The organism is Mameliella sp. MMSF_3455, assembly GCF_030733205.1.
Taxonomy (GTDB): Bacteria; Pseudomonadota; Alphaproteobacteria; order Rhodobacterales; family Rhodobacteraceae; genus Antarctobacter.
In genome coordinates this window covers 59,355-77,489 of record NZ_JASHJL010000018.1, presented here as the reverse complement: position 1 = coordinate 77,489, position 18,135 = coordinate 59,355, and the positions used below count along the sequence as shown (strand labels likewise).

Here is an 18,135-nt window from a genome sequence, read left to right as displayed (position 1 = left end):
GGAGGCATTGCCCATGACCATCACCGTAGGCCATGACAGCGCGGGCACGCGCAAGACGCTCGAAGCCGGCGGCAAGACCGTCGCCTATTACTCGATCCCCGCAGCCGAGGCTGCCGGCCTTGGCGATTTCTCGAAACTGCCCGCCGCGCTTAAGGTGGTGCTCGAGAACATGCTGCGCTTCGAGGACGGAAAGACCGTCACCCAGGACGACATCAAGGCGTTCAGCGACTGGGCCAAGAACGGCGGCAAGGGCGACCGTGAACTTGCCTACCGCCCGGCGCGCGTGCTGATGCAGGACTTTACCGGCGTTCCCGCCGTGGTCGACCTGGCCGCCATGCGCGACGGCATCAAGGCCCTGGGCGGCGACGCGCAGAAGATCAACCCGCTGAACCCCGTCGACCTGGTCATCGACCACTCGGTCATGATCGACGAATTCGGCAACCCGCGCGCCTTCCAGATGAACGTGGACCGCGAGTACGAGCGCAACATGGAGCGTTACACGTTCCTCAAGTGGGGCCAGACCGCGTTCAACAACTTCCGCGTCGTGCCCCCGGGCACCGGCATCTGCCACCAGGTCAACCTGGAATACCTCAGCCAGACCGTCTGGACCGACGAGGACCAGAACGGCGTAACCGTCGCCTACCCCGACACGCTGGTCGGCACCGACAGCCACACCACGATGGTCAACGGCGCGGCCGTTCTGGGCTGGGGCGTGGGCGGCATCGAGGCCGAGGCCGCGATGCTGGGTCAGCCGATCTCGATGCTGATCCCCGAGGTCGTCGGCTTCAAGCTGACCGGTGCGATGGTCGAAGGCACCACCGGTACCGACCTCGTGCTGAAGGTCGTGGAAATGCTGCGCGCCAAGGGCGTGGTCGGCAAGTTCGTGGAATTCTACGGCGACGGCCTCGACAAGCTGCCGCTGGCGGACCGCGCCACCATCGCCAACATGGCCCCGGAATACGGCGCCACCTGCGGCTTCTTCCCGATCGACGGCGAAACCCTGCGCTACCTGCGCAACACCGGTCGCGACGAGGACCGGATCGCGCTGGTCGAAGCCTATGCCAAGGAAAACGGCATGTGGCGTGACGCGGACTACGACCCGGTTTACACCGACACGCTGGAACTGGACATGGGCACCATCGTTCCGGCCATCTCCGGCCCCAAGCGTCCGCAGGACTACGTTGCCCTGACCGCGGCAGCCACCTCGTTCGAAAAGGTCGTGGCCGATTTCCGCGGCATCGACATTTCGGGTGATGCCAAGGACATGGCGGCCGAAGGCCCTGCCGCAACCAAGCCGGTCAACGTCCACAAGACCGCCAAGGTCGAGGGTGAGGACTATGAGCTGCGTGACGGCTCGGTCGTGATCGCCTCGATCACCTCCTGCACCAACACCTCGAACCCCTACGTCATGATCGGCGCGGGCCTGGTGGCACGCAAGGCCGCGGCGCTTGGCCTGACCCGCAAGCCCTGGGTCAAGACCTCGCTGGCCCCGGGGTCGCAGGTCGTCTCCGCCTACCTGGAGGCCGCCGGCCTGCAGGAAGACCTGGACAAGGTCGGCTTCAACCTCGTCGGCTATGGCTGCACCACCTGCATCGGCAACTCGGGCCCGCTCCAGCCGGAGATCTCGAAGTCGATCAACGAGAACGACCTGATCGCAACCTCGGTCCTGTCGGGCAACCGCAACTTCGAAGGCCGGATCTCGCCGGACGTGCGCGCCAACTACCTGGCCTCGCCGCCGCTGGTCGTGGTCTACGCGCTGGCCGGTGACATGAACATCGACATCACCAGCGAACCGATCGGCCAGACGCCGGACGGCAAGGACGTCTACCTGAAAGACATCTGGCCGACCACGCAGGAAGTGGCCGAGCTGGTCGAGCAGACCGTGACCCGCGAGGCGTTCCAGTCCAAGTACGCCGATGTGTTCAAGGGTGACGAGAAGTGGCAGGGCGTCGAGGTTCCGCAGCAGGAAACCTATGACTGGCCGGCGACCTCGACCTACATCCAGAACCCGCCCTACTTCCAGGGCATGGGCAAGGAAAAGGGCGCCATCACCAACATCGAGGGCGCGCGCGTCCTGGCACTGCTGGGGGACATGATCACCACCGACCACATCTCTCCAGCCGGTTCCTTCAAGGAAACCACCCCCGCCGGTAAGTACCTGGTCGAGCGTCAGGTTCCGGTGCGCGAGTTCAACTCCTACGGGTCGCGCCGCGGCAACCACGAGGTCATGATGCGCGGCACCTTTGCCAACATCCGCATCAAGAACGAGATGCTGGACGGCGTCGAAGGCGGCTATACCAAGGGCCCCGACGGCGACCAGACCTCGATCTTCGACGCGGCCATGGCCTACAAGGACGCTGGCACCCCGCTGGTGATCTTCGGCGGCGAACAGTACGGCGCGGGCTCCTCGCGCGACTGGGCGGCCAAGGGCACGGCGCTGCTGGGCGTGAAGGCGGTCATCGCTGAATCCTTCGAGCGTATCCACCGCTCGAACCTGGTCGGCATGGGCGTCATCCCGTTCGAGTTCACCGGCGGCGACACCCGCAAGTCGCTGGGTCTGACCGGCGACGAAAGCGTCTCGATCACCGGTCTGGACACCGTTCAGCCGCTGCAGGAGGTGCCCTGCACCATCACCTACACGGACGGTTCGACCAAGGAGATCACGCTGAAGTGCCGGATCGATACCGCCATCGAGGTGGAATACATCGAACACGGCGGCGTGTTGCACTACGTGCTGCGCAACCTCGCGCAAGAGCCCATAGCGGCGGAATGATCTGACCGATCAACGTATACAGAAAGGGCGCCTTCGGGCGCCCTTTTTTATGCCCGGGATTCGGCCCGCCCGGCGTCCCCCCTTTTCACTCGATAGCTCCGGGAAATGACGGCTTACTGTCCGCCCACAGCTTTGGATTCAAATCCGATTGACGTTGCCAACTGTTGCAGTAACGTGCCGGTGTTTATCCAATATTGTGGGGAAAAATGTCCGATTTCAATTACGTGCAGGATTTCGTCTATGATCCGGCAGGAACGCAAATCAACAATTCCATCGCTGGCGGATCCCTTGCGGATGAAGACAACGACGACCAGTTCGAAACCGGCGATCAGACCTTTTCGACCAACGATTACGTGGGCACCATCACGGTCGGTGGCATTGAAATGCCGGTGTTCCAGCGTCCCGATGGCTCGCATCACGTGTACAACCCCGGTCCGGGATGGGTTACTCCCCCGGCGAGTTTTCCGGGGGCGACTTCGGGCGCTCATCTCTTCTGTTTCGCGGCCGGAACGCGGATTTCGACCCCTGACGGCACGGCCGCTGTCGAGGATCTAACCATCGGCGGCTACATCCTGACGGAGGATGGCCGCTGTGTTCCCGTGAAATGGATTGGGCGTCAGACGGTACGCACGGCATTTGCTGCGTCGAAGCGGCAATTGGTCAGGCTTCGCGCAGGCTCGCTTGGCCATGGACTGCCAAATGCCGACCTGACCGTGACCGCCGACCACGGCATGGTGCTGGACGGATACGTCATCAACGCGTCCGCGCTTGTGAACGGCGACAGCATCAACTGGGTGCAGAGCGCGGAACTGGGCGGCAGCTACACCGTCTACCACGTCGAAACCGAAGTGCATGACGTGATCCTCGCCAATGGCGCGCCTGCCGAGACGTTCATCGACTACCGCGACCGCCGCGCCTTTGACAATTTCGACGAGTACCTGGACCTGTTTGGCTGCGAGCGGATCATTCCCGAAATGCCCGCCCCCCGGATTTCCAGCGCCCGCCTGGTCCCGCAGGCCATCAAGAATCGCCTGGCCGGAACCGACGCCCCATCCACCCGGCAAAAGGCGTGGTGCGCCTAATCGGATCGCGTTCGGAATGAAACCGAGATGTATCGAACAGGGCGGCCTGCGGCACGACGCGCCGGGCAACCTGGCCAAGTCGCATTCGGCACCGGGGTGGGACTCGGGCCGGGCATCGCAGATCGCCTCATGATCATCTGAAAGCAGAAACGAGCACCGAAACGGGCGGGCCGTAGTCTTCGCCCTGATTGAGGTCGGCATCCCGGTACGCGCGCAATGCGAACGAACACGGATTTTTCTTTGCCCCTCAAAGCTCCTGTCTTAAGGTGCCACTGTTAATTATTAACAAAGAGTAAAGAGTATGCCGACCGAACATACTGTCATCGTATGGGAAAGCACCCCCACGGATACCTCGCCGACTAGTCTGTCCCTCGGCGAAGACCTGATCGCCTCTGTCCTTACCTTTACGGATGTCGATGATAGCGGGACACTCGCCGTTGGGGATAGCGTGGGCGGCGAAGCGATCACATATATAGAAATAGTCGATATCACTTTGAGTGTCAGCGGCCCCGTTTCCGTCTGCGCCGTCCAGACACCCTCGACCATCTATCTCATCCCCTTGGATGGCTCCACGCCGACGGCAGAAGTGTTTACGTCAATCGAAAGCTACACGGGCGTTTCCTCCGCCGACATATCTCTGATGTGCTTCCTGCCCGGCACCCGGATCAAGACCCCCCAAGGCGATGCAGCCGTCGAATGCCTGAAGATCGGGGACCTGATCGCCACGGCCGATGGCCGCCAGGTGCCGGTCAAGTGGATTGGGCGCCAGACGGTCCGGCCCCTGCTCTCGCGTCAGGGCGCGCAACCCGTCCGCATCCGTGCAGGTGCCCTGGGCGATGGCCTGCCCGACGCCGACCTGACCGTGACCGCCGATCATGGCATGGTTCTGGATGGACATGTCATCAACGCCTCGGCGCTGGTGAACGGCACGACGATCGACTGGGTCCCGCTGGCCGAACTGGAGGACAGCTTCACCGTCTACCACGTCGAAACTGAGAACCACGACGTGATCCTTGCCAACGGCGCACCTTCGGAATCCTTCATCGACTACCGCGACCGCCGCGCCTTTGACAATTTCGACGAGTACCTGGACTTGTATGGTTGTGAGCGGATCATTCCCGAGATGCCCGCGCCCCGGATTTCCAGCGCCCGGCATTTGCCGATGGATACAAGGGTGCGCCTCGGCATCGGACGTCTCCCCACCGACAGGGGCGCCGCGATCAGCGCCTGACAGACACGCGGCAGGACATGCAGATTTTGGGGGCTTTTCCCCATTGCTCCCATATTCATGCCGTATTTCCCCTGCATCGAGCATGTTCATATGCATTTCAGACTCCCAGGAGACCCGGATTGGAACTTTCCACGCAACAGCAAATGCTGGTCGAACAAAAACTGGCCAACGAAAAGAAGTCCTCGACCACGGCCTATCTGCTATGGTTCTTTCTCAGCGGGTTTTCGGCCCATCGCTTTTACCTGGGCCGCGCCGGCACTGCCATTGTCCAGATGATCCTGTTCTGGGGCGGGCTGCTGCTGGCCTATTTCATCATCGGGATCCCGATGCTGCTGGCCTTCGTGATCTGGTGGATTGTCGACGCCTTCCGCATCGGCCCGATCATCGCACAGGACGCCGAGGCCAAGCGTACACGGATCGCAAGCGAAGTCGCCCTGACAACACGGGCTGACTGACGCTCCCCGACATCGGGGCGCCTGCGAAGTTTCGCGCGGCGCCCCCTTGATTGCGACCGGGAATCGAACCTAACCTGCGGACACCCGCCCGCTTGTTACTTTTGGTTCCAGAGGATTGTATCGTGTCGCAAAGCTTTACCCATATCTATGTCGTCGGCGGGGTCGACGGCCTCGGCAATTATCAGCTGCAGGGGCCGAACGCCATTTCATCAACCGTCAGTGACGGCGCGGACGGCCTCAACGACACCAGCACCGCAGTTGGCGACAATGTCACATGGACCGTGTCCAGCGTGCTGACCAGCGGTCCCTATGAATTGTTGGGGCTGACCGTCGACGGCGATCCGGTCCTGTTCAACGGCTCCTCCGCCTATGTCGCTTCGAACGATCCCAGCCTGGGGCCGGGCGTCGTGGCGGCCTCTTCGGATACGACCTACACCTACTGCTTTGCCGCCGGCACCCGCATCGCCACCCCGGAAGGTGAGACCCCGGTCGAGATGCTGGACATAGGCGCCACCGTCCTGACGGCGGCGGGCAATGTGGTCCCGGTCCGATGGGTCGGTCGGCAAAGCCTGCGCGCCACGCAGGCCCGGCTGGTCCGCATTCGCGCCGGCGCCCTGGGGCACGGTCTGCCCCACAGTGACCTGACCCTGACCGCCGATCACGGCATGGTTCTGGATGGCCGGGTGATCAATGCCGCCGCGCTTGTCAACGGGGACACGATCAACCGGGTGTCCGTCGCGGACCTGTCCACGCGCCTCACCGTCTACCATGTCGAGACAGAGGCCCATGACGTGATCCTTGCCAATGGCGCGCCCTCGGAAACCTTCATCGACTACCGCGACCGCCGCGCCTTCGACAATTTCGACCAGTACCTGGAGCTATATGGGGTCGAGCGGATCATCCCGGAAATGCCCCTGCCCCGGGTCTCGTCCGCGAGGATGCTCCCTGCAGAGGTGCGCCTTTCGCCAGGGCTGCGGCACAGCGCCTGATAGCGCCCACCCCTTTTTGACGATTGACAGACCCCGTCACCCTTATGGTTGGCGGGGTCTTTCGGTCCTGATGAAAACGGATGACCGGGTTTGCCCGAGTTCCGGATTTCGGTTTCGATCCGGCGAGTCGCCCCAATAACAATCCATCTGCGGCAGGTCGATCAACGCCCGGACGTCGCGCCCCATGTCCACCGTCCGGGCCGAGTCACATCGCCGCCAGTTTTCCGCAAGTAGCGGCGGAGGCATTTGCCGACTGCCTGGCCACAGGCACCAGTCCCAGAACAAGCACCTGTACCTCTTCCGGCGTCACATCTTCATCGGCGTGTGATCGTCCTCGTGAGGGAGTGCACGCAGAGACCACCCCGCCCGGCGGCGTTCAGACGATGCCCCTGCGTCGTGGCGGCCAACGCCCGCTTGTCCCCGAGGTCACTCCTCCGGTGTCGTCACGGGTCAAGACGTCGGGCCTTACGTTGGACGCGGCCTTCGCGCACCCCATGCCCGGAATCCCTATATCAATACTTCATGACACGATCTTGTACCGCAGGTCCATAACCCCAGAAGTCACACCTCATCCCATACTACTTTAGGAGGAGTTGACAATTCCTCTATTCGGAATTGCCGCAGAAAAGCGTGTTGAAGGCAGGCAGGCAGGACAATCATGACATTCATGCAAATATTTTGTGACCAACTGGTAAAATCAACCCATTATCCATCATGCAGCATAAATGTACACTTAAAGGCTTAACCGCATGTGTATAGGACACATCCAAAAGTATATTTAAACTCTTAGTCCAAAATGCAGTTTTTTGCATTGACTGTCGGAAAACCGCCGGGCTAACTCTCGTATAGAGGGAGCTAGTCTAGACCTTCCCGAAGGTGCGAGGGGCAATCTTCGGGGCGTTCAAGGGCGTGTTTTCAAGACGGGGCTGTTCAGAGTCCTGGTCGATCAGGTGTGACGAATAGGAGAATTTCATGTCCACGATAAACCTTGATGATGTCTATACCGATGGCAGCCTGATCGGTCTGTCCGTCGGCCAGTTGATCAACCCGACAACATTGCTGGACTTCAGCAGCCCGGAGTCGCCCGCATCGATCACCGATGCCAACGACACGTTCGAGCAGACGGACGACGGCATCACCACGTTCAACGGCGATCCCATCGACTACATCGGCCATGGGACCGCATCGGTTCTTGGCCTGCTTGACCCCAAACCCTTCGTTGCGTTCGACGCCGGCGGTCAGACCTATTTCTGGTTCCCGGAAGGCAAGCCTGCCCTGGGCGCTGTCACCACCACCTTCGACCTGACCAGCACCGGTGACTATGCCTACTGCTTTGCGGACGGCACGCTGATCGCCACCCCCGAAGGTGAGCGCAAGGTCGAGGACCTGTCCATCGGCGACAAGATCCTTACCGCAGACGGTTCGGAAACCACGGTCAAATGGCTGGGCGTCCAGACGCTGAACGGCGTCCTTGGCGAAGCATCCAGGCAGATGGTGCGCATCAGCGCCGGCGCGCTTGGCGATGGCCTGCCCCACAGCGACCTGACCGTGACGGCCGATCACGGCATGATCATCGACGGACTGGTCGTGAATGCCTCGGCCCTGGTCAACGGTTCGACCATCGACTTTGTGCCGGCTTCGGAATTGGGTGCCCGCTTCAAGGTCTACCATGTCGAAACCGAAAGCCATGAAGAGATCATTGCCAACGGTGCGGCGGCAGAAACCTTCGTCGACTACGCAGCGCGCAAGAACTTCGACAACTACGAAGAATACGTCGCGCTCTACGATGGTGTGGAACGCCTGATCCCGGAAATGTGCAAGCCGCGCGTTTCCTCCAGCCGGATGCTGCCCGCACAGCTGCGCGCGAAACTGGGTATGACCCCCCCTGTCACCCAGTTCCGCAAGAGCGCCTGACCCCCAATACGCCCTAGTCTTCCGAGGAGCGTTACGTACAACAGGCACTCTGGACGGGCTCTGCGATTTTTCGCAGGGTCCGTTTCTTTATTATTGGCGCCAGGTAGCCAAGTCCTTTTACCGGCCCGAAGTGTCCGCGCTCGCAAGGCGCCCATCCTGCGCCAAACTGCGGATCGGCCGAGGGATGCTCATTTCACGGACAAATTTGCAGGTTTCCGCGCATATCCTGCGCACTGGCGGATTTCCTGACCTGCGCAACACGCAATTCCCCCTGTAATTCAGCCTCGAAACCCCATGTCTTGGCCAGAAAGACAAACGAGGCAGACTCATGAAAACCCTGACCATTCTCCAGGCCGCAGCCTTGCTGATGTTGGCAGTGATCGGTGCCTATGCCGATCAGGACGACAGCACACGATCCTGCGTCGCCCCCCAGCAGGCCACCGCACAGGTAGAGGCCTGCGATCTGTGATCACAGGTCCCTTTTTCCGGTCTGAATGTCCGGTTCAGCCCGCGTCGGGCAATGGCGGCAGGCTGCGCAGGTAGAGGATGATGGCCGAGAGGTCGTCCCCCGTCATCCGCGCAAGGTATCCATAGGGCATCGGTGGCATCATCGGGCTGCCATCGGGCCGCACTCCCTTGACGATCATGTCGGCCAGTTCGGCGTCGGTATAACCTGCCAGCCCGTCTTCATGCGAGGTCAGGTTGGCGGCAACCGATGTGCCCCAGGGGCCGTGGAATTCAAAGCCGCCAGCGCCCAGGCGGGTGTCCAGCATCGGCCCCTTCTCTCCCATCGGGGTATGGCATTCCATGCAATGCGCCACCGGCCCGGCCAAGTAGGCGCCGTATTCGACGGTTACCGCCTGCTGGGGGTGGGGCACGCTGTCGATGGGCGGGCCATAGGCCGGTGGCAGCGGGATGTTGTAGGTGCTCTTGCCCGGATCATTCTCGACAGCGGGCACGGTGCGCAGATACATCACCATGCTCATCACGTCGTCATCCGACAGGCCCCGGTACATGGGAAAAGGCATCGGCGGGCCGATGATCGTGCCATCGGGGCGCAGCCCCTCGCGGATCGCCCGCGCCAGTTCGACATCGGTCCAGCCCGCCACGGCACCGGCGGGCGTGATGTTGGGCGCAATGGCAGTAAAGGCCGGGTTCTTGTCCACCAGCCGTCCGGCCAGGTTCTGATCCATCACCGGGCCCTGCGGTCCCATCGGTGTGTGGCAGTTGCCGCAGCCCGCCGGTCCTTCGACCAGATAGCGGCCGCGGTCGAGGCTTGGCTCTGCCTGCGCCGTGGCCCCGGACATCGCCAGCGCCAGGCCCAGGCCTGTCAATCGTCGAAACATGGTCTTCTCCCTGGAAAATCGCTTCTTTTTTTGTAGACAAACGACTCGCACGCGGGGCGAGTGTAGCGCCTTCCAAAGAAGTTCCTCAGGGAAATCTTTTAGCGGCCAAGGGCCTGGTTCAGCTCTGGCAGGAACCTCTGTTCATAGTCCGAGCCGACAAGCGGGCCGACGAACTTGAACAACACGGTGCCGTCTCCGTCCAGAATGAAGGTCTCTGGCGGGCCGGTCACGCCCCAGTCGATCGCCGTGCGCCCAGCCGGGTCAAAGGCCACCGCCATGAAGGGATTGCCGTCATCGGTCAGGTACTTGGTGGCGTTGCCCGCCTGGTCCTTGAAGTTGACGCCGACGACACGGATGCCCTCTTTGCGCATTTGCAGCAGGACGGGATGTTCGGCCCGGCAGGGCGGGCACCAGCTGGCCCAGAAGTTGACAACGGTCACCTCTCCGCCCGCCAGAATCTCTGGCGTGATCGCCGGATAGCCCGGCAGCGCGGCATCGGTCATGGCCGGCGCGGGCTTGCCCTCGAACATGGATTCCAGCTTGTCCGGATCCTCGCGCCCAAGGCCGAGATAGAACAGCGCGCCAAGTGCCGCAAAGATCAGCGGCGGCGCCACCATGAGGGGAGAAACCTTAGCCATTCTTCTTCTGTCGCTCCTCGATGCGCTGCAACTCTGCCTTGACCCGGCGCGACCGCAGCACGCTGACCACGATCAACAGAACGATCAGGACCAGCGAAACCGCGTAGGACGACAGCACCGTGCCCGCGTATTTTCCCAGTTCCGGCATCATGCGCTGCGCTCCCGTGCCAGAAGGGCGCGCGACCGGCGTGCCCGGATTTCCGTCTGTGTCCGCAGCAGGACCAGCGCCAGGAACAGAAGGACGAACCCGATCCCGGACACCAGAAGCGGCATGAAATAGACGTTCGAGACCTTCTCGGTGGTGTCCGTTCCCGTCACTGCCCCCGCGCGCAGCACCGACGAGCCCTGGTGCAGACCCTGGTTCCAGAATTGCACCGCGTAGCGGCTGAGCAGCGCAAAGACCGAGCCGACGAGGCAGAGGATCGAGGTCAGGTCGGCGGCGGTGTCGTCGTCCTCGATCGCCTCCCAGAGCGCCATGTAGCCAAGGTAGAACAGGAAGAGGATCAGGAAGACCGTCAGGCGCGGGTCCCAGGCCCACCAGGTGCCCCACATGGGCTGCCCCCAGATCGCACCGGTGACAAGACCGATCACCGTCATCGTCGCGCCGATGGGCGCCGCGGCGCGGGCGGCCAGTGCGCTGACATGGTGACGCCGCACGATCCAGATCAACGAGGCCAATAGCATCATCAGCCAGGCATTGATCGCCATCATCGCGGCGGGCACATGCAGATAGATGATCTTGACGGTCGAGCCTTGCCGGAAATCCTCGGGCGTGAAGAAGAACCCCCAGACCAGCCCGGTGACAAGGCAGATCACCGCGGCCACCGTCACCCAGGGCAAGAGCACATCCGCGGTGCGGATGAACTTGACCGGATTGGCGTATTCCCAGATCGACATGGTCCTTGGCCTCCCTCTCGCAGGGTTACAGCGCAAATATCGTGCGGGCGCAATACGTCACGGGCGCGCGCTCACCTTAGGTTGATCCGCAGGACCGCCGCGCTGGCAAAGGGCAAAAGCGCCGCGACACCGAAACTGATCCCCGCCAGCATGAGGAGCGGCGTCTGCACCGCCAGCCCCTCGGCCCCGCGCCGCGCGACCTCGGCACCAAAGATCAGCGTAGGCACGTAAAGCGGCAGCACCAGCAGCGACATCAGAAGACCACCGCGTTTCAGCCCCACGGTCAGCGCCGCGCCGAAGGTGCCGATGACCGACAGCGCGGGCGTGCCAAGCGCCAGGCTGACAAACAGCCACAGGTAGCCCGGCCCGGCCAGGTTGAGCAGCACCCCCAGCGCCGGCGCGGCCAGCACCAGCGGCAGGCCCGTGGTGATCCAATGCGCCAGCGCCTTGACGCTGACAATGCCCTCCATCGGCAGCGGCGCGGTGGCGAGCAGATCAAGCGAGCCGTCCTCCCAATCCAGCGCAAAGATCCGGTCGAGCGAGAGCAGGCAGGCCAAGAGCGCGCCGATCCAAAGGATCCCCGGCGCGATCCGGGTCAACAGGTCGGTCTGCGGTCCAACGCCGAAAGGCACGAGCACGGTCACGATCAGGAAGAAAGCCAGGCCAAGGCCGAACCCGCCTCCGGCCCGCACCGCCAGCCTCAGGTCGCGTGTCAAAAGCGCGATCACAGAAAGGCCTCGTCCTGTAGCGCCGCGCGCGGTTGTGCACGATAAGGCGTCACGTCGAAATCATCCGCCTCGGGAATGCCCAGGTCGATATGGGTGGCCATCAGTGCCGACCCGCCCTGCCCCAGGTGCGCGCGCACCGCCTCGGCGAACAGGGCGACCGATGCGGTATCCAGCGAGACGGTCGGTTCATCCAGAACCCAGACGGGCCGCCCGGTGACCATCAGCCGCGCCAGCCCCAGCCGCCGCTTCTGCCCCGCGGAAAGCGTGCCTGCCAGCCGGTCCTCCAGCGTTTCCAGGTTGAAGGCGGACAGCGCCGTGCCGATCCCCTCGGTGCCAAAGACCCGCGCCCAGAAGTGCAGGTTCTCCCCCACGCTGAGCATGGATTTCAGCCCGTCCGCGTGCCCGGCATAGGTGATGCGCTCTCCGGCGCCGCTAACCTCTCCGGCCAGTGCCGGCTGCAATCCCGCCACGGTACGCAAAAGCGTCGTCTTGCCCGCGCCGTTGGGCCCCCGCAGCACCAGCGCCCGGCCCGGTGCCAGCGCAAAGCTCACCCCGTCCAGCACCGGCACGCCGCCCCGGGCCACCGTCAGATCGCTTGCCGTCAATTCCATGCCTTGCGGCTTACCCCAGCGCGCGCGCCCGCAAAAGCCCCAAGCGCGCGCCGCGACGCGATGCCCTGCACCGCCTTTGCGCGGGTGCCTGTTTCTTTGGGCCTGAAATACTCCGGGGGAGTCGATCGAAGGGAGACGGGGGCAGAGCCCCCACCCGCAACTGCCCCCAAGCGCGGCGCTCAGACCGGCAATGCGGCCAGTGCCACCCGGCGGCCTTCGCTCAAGAGGACGTTGTAAGTGCGGCAGGCCGAGGGCGAATTCATTGCCTCGACGCCCAGCCCGGCCTCTTCCAGCCGGTCGCGCAGGGCCTTGGGCAGATGCGCGGTCTCTGCGCCCGTTCCGACAAAGATCACGTCGACATGGCCGATCATGCTCAACAGCGTCTCGTGATCCTCGAGCCCGCCCCAATCGGCACGGCCCCGATCCCAGATCAGCAGAGCGCCTTCGTGAACCTCGCCGCCGACACGGAAGAAGCCGGGACCATAGCCGTCGACCGGCAGCGCATCGGTGAATGTGATCTCGTTCAGTCGCATGGTGGCTTCCTACTCCCAAATGGGCAGGCCGGACAAGGCCGCCAGTGCGATCAGGACATAGGCGATGCCGCGGTAGAAACGCTCCCGCTCCGGTCGGAACAGCCATCCTCCCAGCATGTTGCCCGCCATGTTCGGCAGCGCCATGAACAACCCCAAAAGGGCAAAGCCCGGTTCCAGCCTGCCGAAAGCGCCCATGTAGCCCACCAGCAGCAGGTCATAGGACAGGAGAAACAGCAGAATCGTCGCGCGGATGATCCGCACCGGAAGCGGCCGCGACATGTAGAACAGGATCACCGGCGGCCCCGGCAGGCCCGCCACGCCGCCCAGAACCCCGGCCGCGCCTCCGATACCCGTCACCATCCGCCGCCGGACCGTGCCGCGATAGCGCAGCCCAAGCGACAGGATCCCCAGCATCGCAAGTGCCAGCAGGCCAACGGCGATTTGAAAGATCTCGGGTGGGATTCGGGTCAGCGCCCAGAGTCCCAGCGACAGACACAACAGGCAGCCAAGCACCAACCGGCCCAGGTCGCCGCGATCCACGTCATTCCAGGCGCGGCGCAGAATCGGCAATGGACCGAACAGGTCCATCAGGGTCATCGTGAGGATTGCGCCGAAAGGGGGCAGAACCTGTGCCGCCACCGGCAGGAAAACCAGCCCCGAGCCGAAGCCGGTAAAGCCACGCACCAACCCGGCGAGAAAAGCCGCCAGGACAATCCAGCCCGTCTCCATCGGAGACAGGCTGAACCATGCGTCAGGCATCAATGTCGCCGAACTGGTTCCCGGTGGTGTCCGAGGGCTTGGACCAGTCGCGCTTCACGCCAAGGCGCAGCAGCATGATCGAGGCCACGAAGATCGACGAATAGGTGCCGACGATCACGCCCCAGGTCATCGCAAAGACAAAGCCGCGGATCACGTCGCCGCCCAGCACCAGCAGCGCGATCAGCGCCAGCAGCGTCGTGGCGGACGTCATGAAAGTCCGGCTCAGCGTCTCGTTGATCGAGAGGTTGAGCACCTCCTTGAGGTCCTTGGACTTGTACTTGATCAGGTTCTCGCGCACCCGGTCGAAGACCACGACCGTATCGTTCAGAGAATAGCCGACGATGGTCAGCAGCGCCGCGATGATCGCCAGGTCGAACCGGATCTGAAGCTCGGAGAAGATGCCGATCGTCAGGATCACGTCATGTACAAGCGCCACGACCGCACCCAAGGCGAACTGCCATTCGAAGCGTAGCCAGATGTAGATCAGCACCGCCCCGATCGCCAGGGCCACGGCGATGGCCGCCGTGCGGATCAACTCGCCCGAGACCTTGGGGCCGACGGATTCGACCGAGACGAACTTGATGTCCGGAGAGATTTCCAGCAGTGCCGCCTCGGCGGTCTCGATCACCTCGGTGCTGACCGCCTCCTCGCCGTCCTGCGCGCCGATGCGGATCATGGCGACGTTCTGTTCCGGGCCGAAGTTCGGGTCGAAGACCTCGGAGATCACGACGTCGCCCAACTCCAGTGCCGCCAGCGCGTCACGATAGGCGCCCACGTCCACCGGCTGCGCGCTTTCGGTCCGAATGGTGGTGCCGCCGCGAAAGTCGATGCCGTAGTTCAGCCCACGCACCCCGAAGCTGGCCAGCGCCAGCAGGATCAGGAAGGCCGAGATGCCCAGCCAGAGCACCGGCCGCGAAAAGAAATCGAAGTTGGTCTGTTGGGGTACCAGTCTCAGGCGCATGTCAGACCTCGATCGTTTTCGGACGGCGGCGTTCGAACCAGATGACGATCAAGAGCCGCGTGACAAAGATCGCAGTGAAGACGGAGGTCAGGATGCCGAAACCCAGGGTCACGGCAAAGCCGCGCACCGGACCCGACCCCATGACATAGAGGATCACCGCGGTGATGAAGGTGGTGATGTTCGCATCTACGATCGCCGACAGGGCCTTTTCATAACCCAGTTCGATCGCCCGCGCCGGACCGCGCGCGGTGCGCAGTTCCTCGCGGATCCGTTCGAACACCAGCACGTTGGCGTCCACGGCCATACCCACGGTCAGCACGATGCCCGCGATACCCGGCAGGGTCAGCGTGGCCCCGATCATCGACAGCAGGCCAAAGATCAGCCCGATGTTCAGGATCAGCGCCACGTTGGCAAAAAGACCGAAGAGCCCATAGCTCAGGCCCATGAAGACCAGCACCGCGCCAAAGGCCACCATCGTCGCGATCTTGCCCGCGTCGATGCTGTCCTGCCCCAGTTCCGGGCCGATGGTCCGTTCCTCGAGGAAGACCAGTTCCGCTGGCAGGGCGCCGGCACGCAGGAGGACGGCCAGCTGGGTCGATTCCTCGACCGTGAAATTGCCGGTGATGATGCCGGAACCGCCCGCGATGTGGGCCTGGATGACGGGGGCGGAAATCACCTCGTCGTCCAGAACGATGGCAAAGGGCGAACCGATGTTCTGCGCGGTATAATCGCCAAAGCGCCGCGCCCCCGAGGGGTTGAAGCTGAAGTTCACCGCCGGGCGGCCGTTCTGGTCAAAGCTCGGCTGCGCGTTGGTCAGGTCCTCGCCGGTGACCACGGGCGCCTGTTCGAGGATGTAGTAGACGCCTTCCTGATCCAGCGAGGGCAGGATCTCGTTTCCGACGCCGGGGCGTTCGCTGCCATCGGATGTCCGGCTGACCACGGGCTGAAAGGTCAGCTGCGCGGTGGTGCCGATGATCTCTTTCAGTTCGGCGGCGGACCCGATGCCCGGCACCTGGATCAGGATACGGTCGAACCCCTGACGCTGGATCGTCGGTTCGCGGGTGCCGACCTCGTCGATGCGGCGCCGGATGATCTCCAGGCTTTGCTGCATGGTGCGGTCGTCGAGCGCCTGGCGTTCGGCCTCGGACAGGGAGATGACCAGAACGTCATCCTCGCCGCGCACCTCCAGGTCCGTGGACCCGGCCCCGGTGAGCGAGACCACCGGCTGCGCCAGCGTGCGCACCAGTTCGATGGCCCGGTTCATGCCGGCGGGTTCGGAAATCTTGATGCGCAACTCGCCCAGGGGGGCGTTGGGTTGCAGGCGGATGGTGCCCACCTCGTCGCGCGCATCGCGCAGCAGGTCGCGGACCTCGGGCCAGAGCGATTCCATCCGCGACTGGTAGACGTCCTGCACCTGGACCTCTGCCAGCAGGTGCGCACCGCCGCGCAGGTCCAGCCCCAGGTTCACAAGCCCCGAGGGCAGGAACGACGGCCAGCCGGCGGCGAGTTCACGGTTCTCAGACGTATCGAACCCCGCTTCGATGGCCTTGACGGCATCGTTGTGGGTTTCGACCCGCGAATAGAATGCGTTGGGCATGGCGAGCAGCAGGCCGACCACGACGGTGGCCCAGATCAGCACGCGCTTCCAGAGATCGACCTGCAGCATGCCCGATCAGCTTTCGGCCGGTTCGGTCTTGGACAGGACCTGCGCGATGGTCTGCTTGACCACGCGGACCTTGACGCCCTCGGCCAGTTCGACCTCGATTTCCTTCTCGTCCTTGACCTTGGCAACCTTGCCGATCAACCCGCCCTGGGTGACAACCTGGTCGCCGCGGCGCAGGGCCTCGACCATTTTCTGATGTTCCTTCATCTTTTTCTGCTGCGGACGGATCAGCAGGAAATACATGATCGCGAAGATCAGGATGAGAGGAAGAAACTGGCCGATTGCGCTTGCGTCCATTGGGGATGCTCCTGTTGGATTGCGGCGGGGCACCCCCCGCGAAATTTGGCCGGAACCTATGCGCGGTACTGGCCAGATGCAAGAAGGGCCCGGCCCCTGCGCGCATTTGTTTCCCGGCCAGGGCGTCGGTTTTGCAATTGCCCCGGCTCAGGCGGCGGGATCGTCCCCCGGGTGCGCGCGGATCGGGTCAAAGACGAAGGCCCCCTCGTCGTTCACCCCGCCAGCAGCGCCGGGTCCGGCTTGCAGAACGGCACCCGTAGCCCCGCCAGCAGGATGATCGACCGTGCCTCATCCTATTCGGCCAAGGCGCGCAGGGCGCCCCTTTCGATGATGGCGCAGGCCGCCCAGGTCAGCGCGGCGGCCCGGGTGGATCAGGAAATGGTCTGCCGGGAACTCCATGCGTTTCCCTTTGTGGCATGAACAGAGCCCGGTATCGCCCCTGCGCCCGTGGTGAGAATTCGCCGCCTTGCCCTGGCGTCGCGCGCCGCCTACCTTGGCTCTTGCGAACAGGGCCAAAGCGAAAGGCCACCACATGCTCCGCATGGCTCTGACATTGCTGCTGTTGCCCCTGCCCCTTCTGGCGGGCGAGCCCTCGATCGGGCGGCTGAACACCGCCGGCTACCGCATGACAGAGATGTGCACCGCCACGCTGATCGCCCCGGACCTTGCCCTGACCGCCGCCCATTGCGTCACCCGGCCAGAGGACGGCTATCTCAAGCGGATCGCGGACATGGTTTTTGTCGCCGGCTGGGATGGCGAGGACCATACCGGCGCCGCCCGCATCCGCGAGGTCCGCGTTCACCCAAAGGCCTATGCCGATGGCGGGTTCGACCTGCGCCACGATATCGCCCTGGTCGAACTGCAAGACCGGCTGGAGCCGCCGCCCTTGGCCCTTGGCAACGCGGCCCTGCCCGGCCCCCTGACGCTGATGGGGTATCGCCGCTCGCGGCCGCACAGGCTTACGGTGACACCGCTCTGCTACGGCGACGCTTATCGCGGCATCTGGCGCATCGGCTGCCGGGTGGAGCCGGGGCAAAGCGGCGGGCCGGTCATGGCGGGCGAAGGCGCGGCACGTCGCATCGTCGCGGTGATCGTCGCCGTCACCCGCGACGAAGAGGCGCTGGCGGTGCCCGTGGACGGCTGGCTGCGGCGGGAATTCGCGGCAGCGGACCGGGATTGACACAGGAGCCTCGCTGCCCCTCTACCTTCCTTAATCAAGATGGGGCATAACCCCCGCGACTCACACTACCTTCTGGAG

20 protein-coding genes are annotated in these 18,135 nt (G+C 63.6%); 9 read left to right on the top strand and 11 right to left on the bottom strand.

Annotated elements, in window-relative coordinates; all coding sequences use genetic code 11:
* Window positions 1-13 precede the first annotated feature (13 nt).
* From acnA to RBB42_RS14750, 7 genes are all read left to right on the top strand, one after another.
* Window positions 14-2,773 carry an aconitate hydratase AcnA gene (gene acnA / locus RBB42_RS14780; protein WP_305972165.1) on the top strand — a complete coding sequence of 920 codons (2,760 nt, stop codon included), beginning with the start codon at window positions 14-16 and terminating at the stop codon, window positions 2,771-2,773.
* A 206-nt stretch (window positions 2,774-2,979) separates the two neighbouring features.
* Window positions 2,980-3,855 (top strand): Hint domain-containing protein, encoded by an 876-nt coding sequence (locus RBB42_RS14775; protein ID WP_305972164.1) that lies wholly within the window; start codon window positions 2,980-2,982, stop codon window positions 3,853-3,855.
* A gap of 301 nt (window positions 3,856-4,156) precedes the next feature.
* Window positions 4,157-5,086 (top strand): Hint domain-containing protein, encoded by a 930-nt coding sequence (locus RBB42_RS14770; protein WP_305972163.1) that lies wholly within the window; start codon window positions 4,157-4,159, stop codon window positions 5,084-5,086.
* A 119-nt stretch (window positions 5,087-5,205) separates the two neighbouring features.
* On the top strand, window positions 5,206-5,541 hold the full coding sequence (locus RBB42_RS14765) for a TM2 domain-containing protein (protein WP_305972162.1): 336 nt from the start codon (window positions 5,206-5,208) through the stop codon (window positions 5,539-5,541).
* Between the two features lie 122 nt (window positions 5,542-5,663).
* The gene (locus tag RBB42_RS14760) at window positions 5,664-6,530 is read left to right on the top strand and encodes a Hint domain-containing protein (protein WP_305972161.1); all 867 of its coding nucleotides are present in this window, start codon (window positions 5,664-5,666) and stop codon (window positions 6,528-6,530) included.
* Between the two features lie 972 nt (window positions 6,531-7,502).
* The gene (locus tag RBB42_RS14755; protein WP_306043721.1) at window positions 7,503-8,444 is read left to right on the top strand and encodes a Hint domain-containing protein; all 942 of its coding nucleotides are present in this window, start codon (window positions 7,503-7,505) and stop codon (window positions 8,442-8,444) included.
* Window positions 8,445-8,772: 328 nt separating this feature from the next.
* A complete protein-coding gene (locus RBB42_RS14750) occupies window positions 8,773-8,913 on the top strand; it encodes a hypothetical protein (protein WP_305971147.1) in 141 nt (46 codons plus the stop codon).
* 34 nt (window positions 8,914-8,947) lie between these two features.
* On the opposite strand, the gene RBB42_RS14745 is transcribed toward RBB42_RS14750, so the two are convergent.
* The 11 genes from RBB42_RS14745 to yajC all read right to left on the bottom strand — a co-directional run bounded on the left by RBB42_RS14745 (window position 8,948) and on the right by yajC (window position 16,877).
* On the bottom strand, window positions 8,948-9,790 hold the full coding sequence (locus RBB42_RS14745) for a cytochrome C (RefSeq protein ID WP_305971146.1): 843 nt from the start codon (window positions 9,788-9,790) through the stop codon (window positions 8,948-8,950).
* Window positions 9,791-9,888: 98 nt separating this feature from the next.
* On the bottom strand, window positions 9,889-10,428 hold the full coding sequence (locus RBB42_RS14740; protein WP_305971145.1) for a DsbE family thiol:disulfide interchange protein: 540 nt from the start codon (window positions 10,426-10,428) through the stop codon (window positions 9,889-9,891).
* A complete protein-coding gene (gene ccmD / locus RBB42_RS14735) occupies window positions 10,421-10,579 on the bottom strand; it encodes a heme exporter protein CcmD (RefSeq protein ID WP_305971144.1) in 159 nt (52 codons plus the stop codon). The genes RBB42_RS14740 and ccmD overlap by 8 nt, the downstream gene beginning before the upstream one ends.
* Window positions 10,576-11,325, bottom strand: a complete 750-nt coding sequence (gene ccmC / locus RBB42_RS14730; protein WP_305971143.1) for a heme ABC transporter permease CcmC — start codon at window positions 11,323-11,325, stop codon at window positions 10,576-10,578. The genes ccmD and ccmC overlap by 4 nt, the downstream gene beginning before the upstream one ends.
* Before the next feature lie 71 nt (window positions 11,326-11,396).
* Window positions 11,397-12,053 carry a heme exporter protein CcmB gene (ccmB, locus tag RBB42_RS14725; RefSeq protein ID WP_069208533.1) on the bottom strand — a complete coding sequence of 219 codons (657 nt, stop codon included), beginning with the start codon at window positions 12,051-12,053 and terminating at the stop codon, window positions 11,397-11,399.
* Window positions 12,050-12,664: a heme ABC exporter ATP-binding protein CcmA gene (gene ccmA / locus RBB42_RS14720; protein ID WP_305971142.1), complete on the bottom strand. Its 615-nt coding sequence runs from the start codon at window positions 12,662-12,664 to the stop codon at window positions 12,050-12,052. Before ccmA ends, ccmB begins: the two co-directional genes overlap by 4 nt.
* Before the next feature lie 179 nt (window positions 12,665-12,843).
* Complete coding sequence (locus RBB42_RS14715; protein ID WP_305971141.1) at window positions 12,844-13,197, bottom strand: Mth938-like domain-containing protein; 354 nt, start codon at window positions 13,195-13,197, stop codon at window positions 12,844-12,846.
* 9 nt (window positions 13,198-13,206) lie between these two features.
* Window positions 13,207-13,956, bottom strand: coding sequence for a sulfite exporter TauE/SafE family protein (locus RBB42_RS14710; protein WP_305971140.1), 750 nt, complete (start codon window positions 13,954-13,956; stop codon window positions 13,207-13,209).
* Window positions 13,949-14,917, bottom strand: coding sequence for a protein translocase subunit SecF (gene secF / locus RBB42_RS14705; RefSeq protein ID WP_305971139.1), 969 nt, complete (start codon window positions 14,915-14,917; stop codon window positions 13,949-13,951). Before secF ends, RBB42_RS14710 begins: the two co-directional genes overlap by 8 nt.
* A 1-nt stretch (window position 14,918) precedes the next feature.
* Window positions 14,919-16,583 (bottom strand): protein translocase subunit SecD, encoded by a 1,665-nt coding sequence (secD, locus tag RBB42_RS14700; RefSeq protein WP_305971138.1) that lies wholly within the window; start codon window positions 16,581-16,583, stop codon window positions 14,919-14,921.
* Window positions 16,584-16,589: 6 nt separating this feature from the next.
* Complete coding sequence (yajC, locus tag RBB42_RS14695) at window positions 16,590-16,877, bottom strand: preprotein translocase subunit YajC (protein WP_305971137.1); 288 nt, start codon at window positions 16,875-16,877, stop codon at window positions 16,590-16,592.
* Between the two features lie 273 nt (window positions 16,878-17,150).
* Here yajC and RBB42_RS14690 point away from each other — a divergent pair, with 273 nt between their 5' ends.
* Window positions 17,151-17,297 (top strand): hypothetical protein, encoded by a 147-nt coding sequence (locus tag RBB42_RS14690; RefSeq protein ID WP_305971136.1) that lies wholly within the window; start codon window positions 17,151-17,153, stop codon window positions 17,295-17,297.
* A gap of 112 nt (window positions 17,298-17,409) precedes the next feature.
* On the top strand, window positions 17,410-18,057 hold the full coding sequence (locus RBB42_RS14685) for a trypsin-like serine peptidase (RefSeq protein WP_305971135.1): 648 nt from the start codon (window positions 17,410-17,412) through the stop codon (window positions 18,055-18,057).
* The last annotated feature ends 78 nt before the right edge of the window (window positions 18,058-18,135 follow it).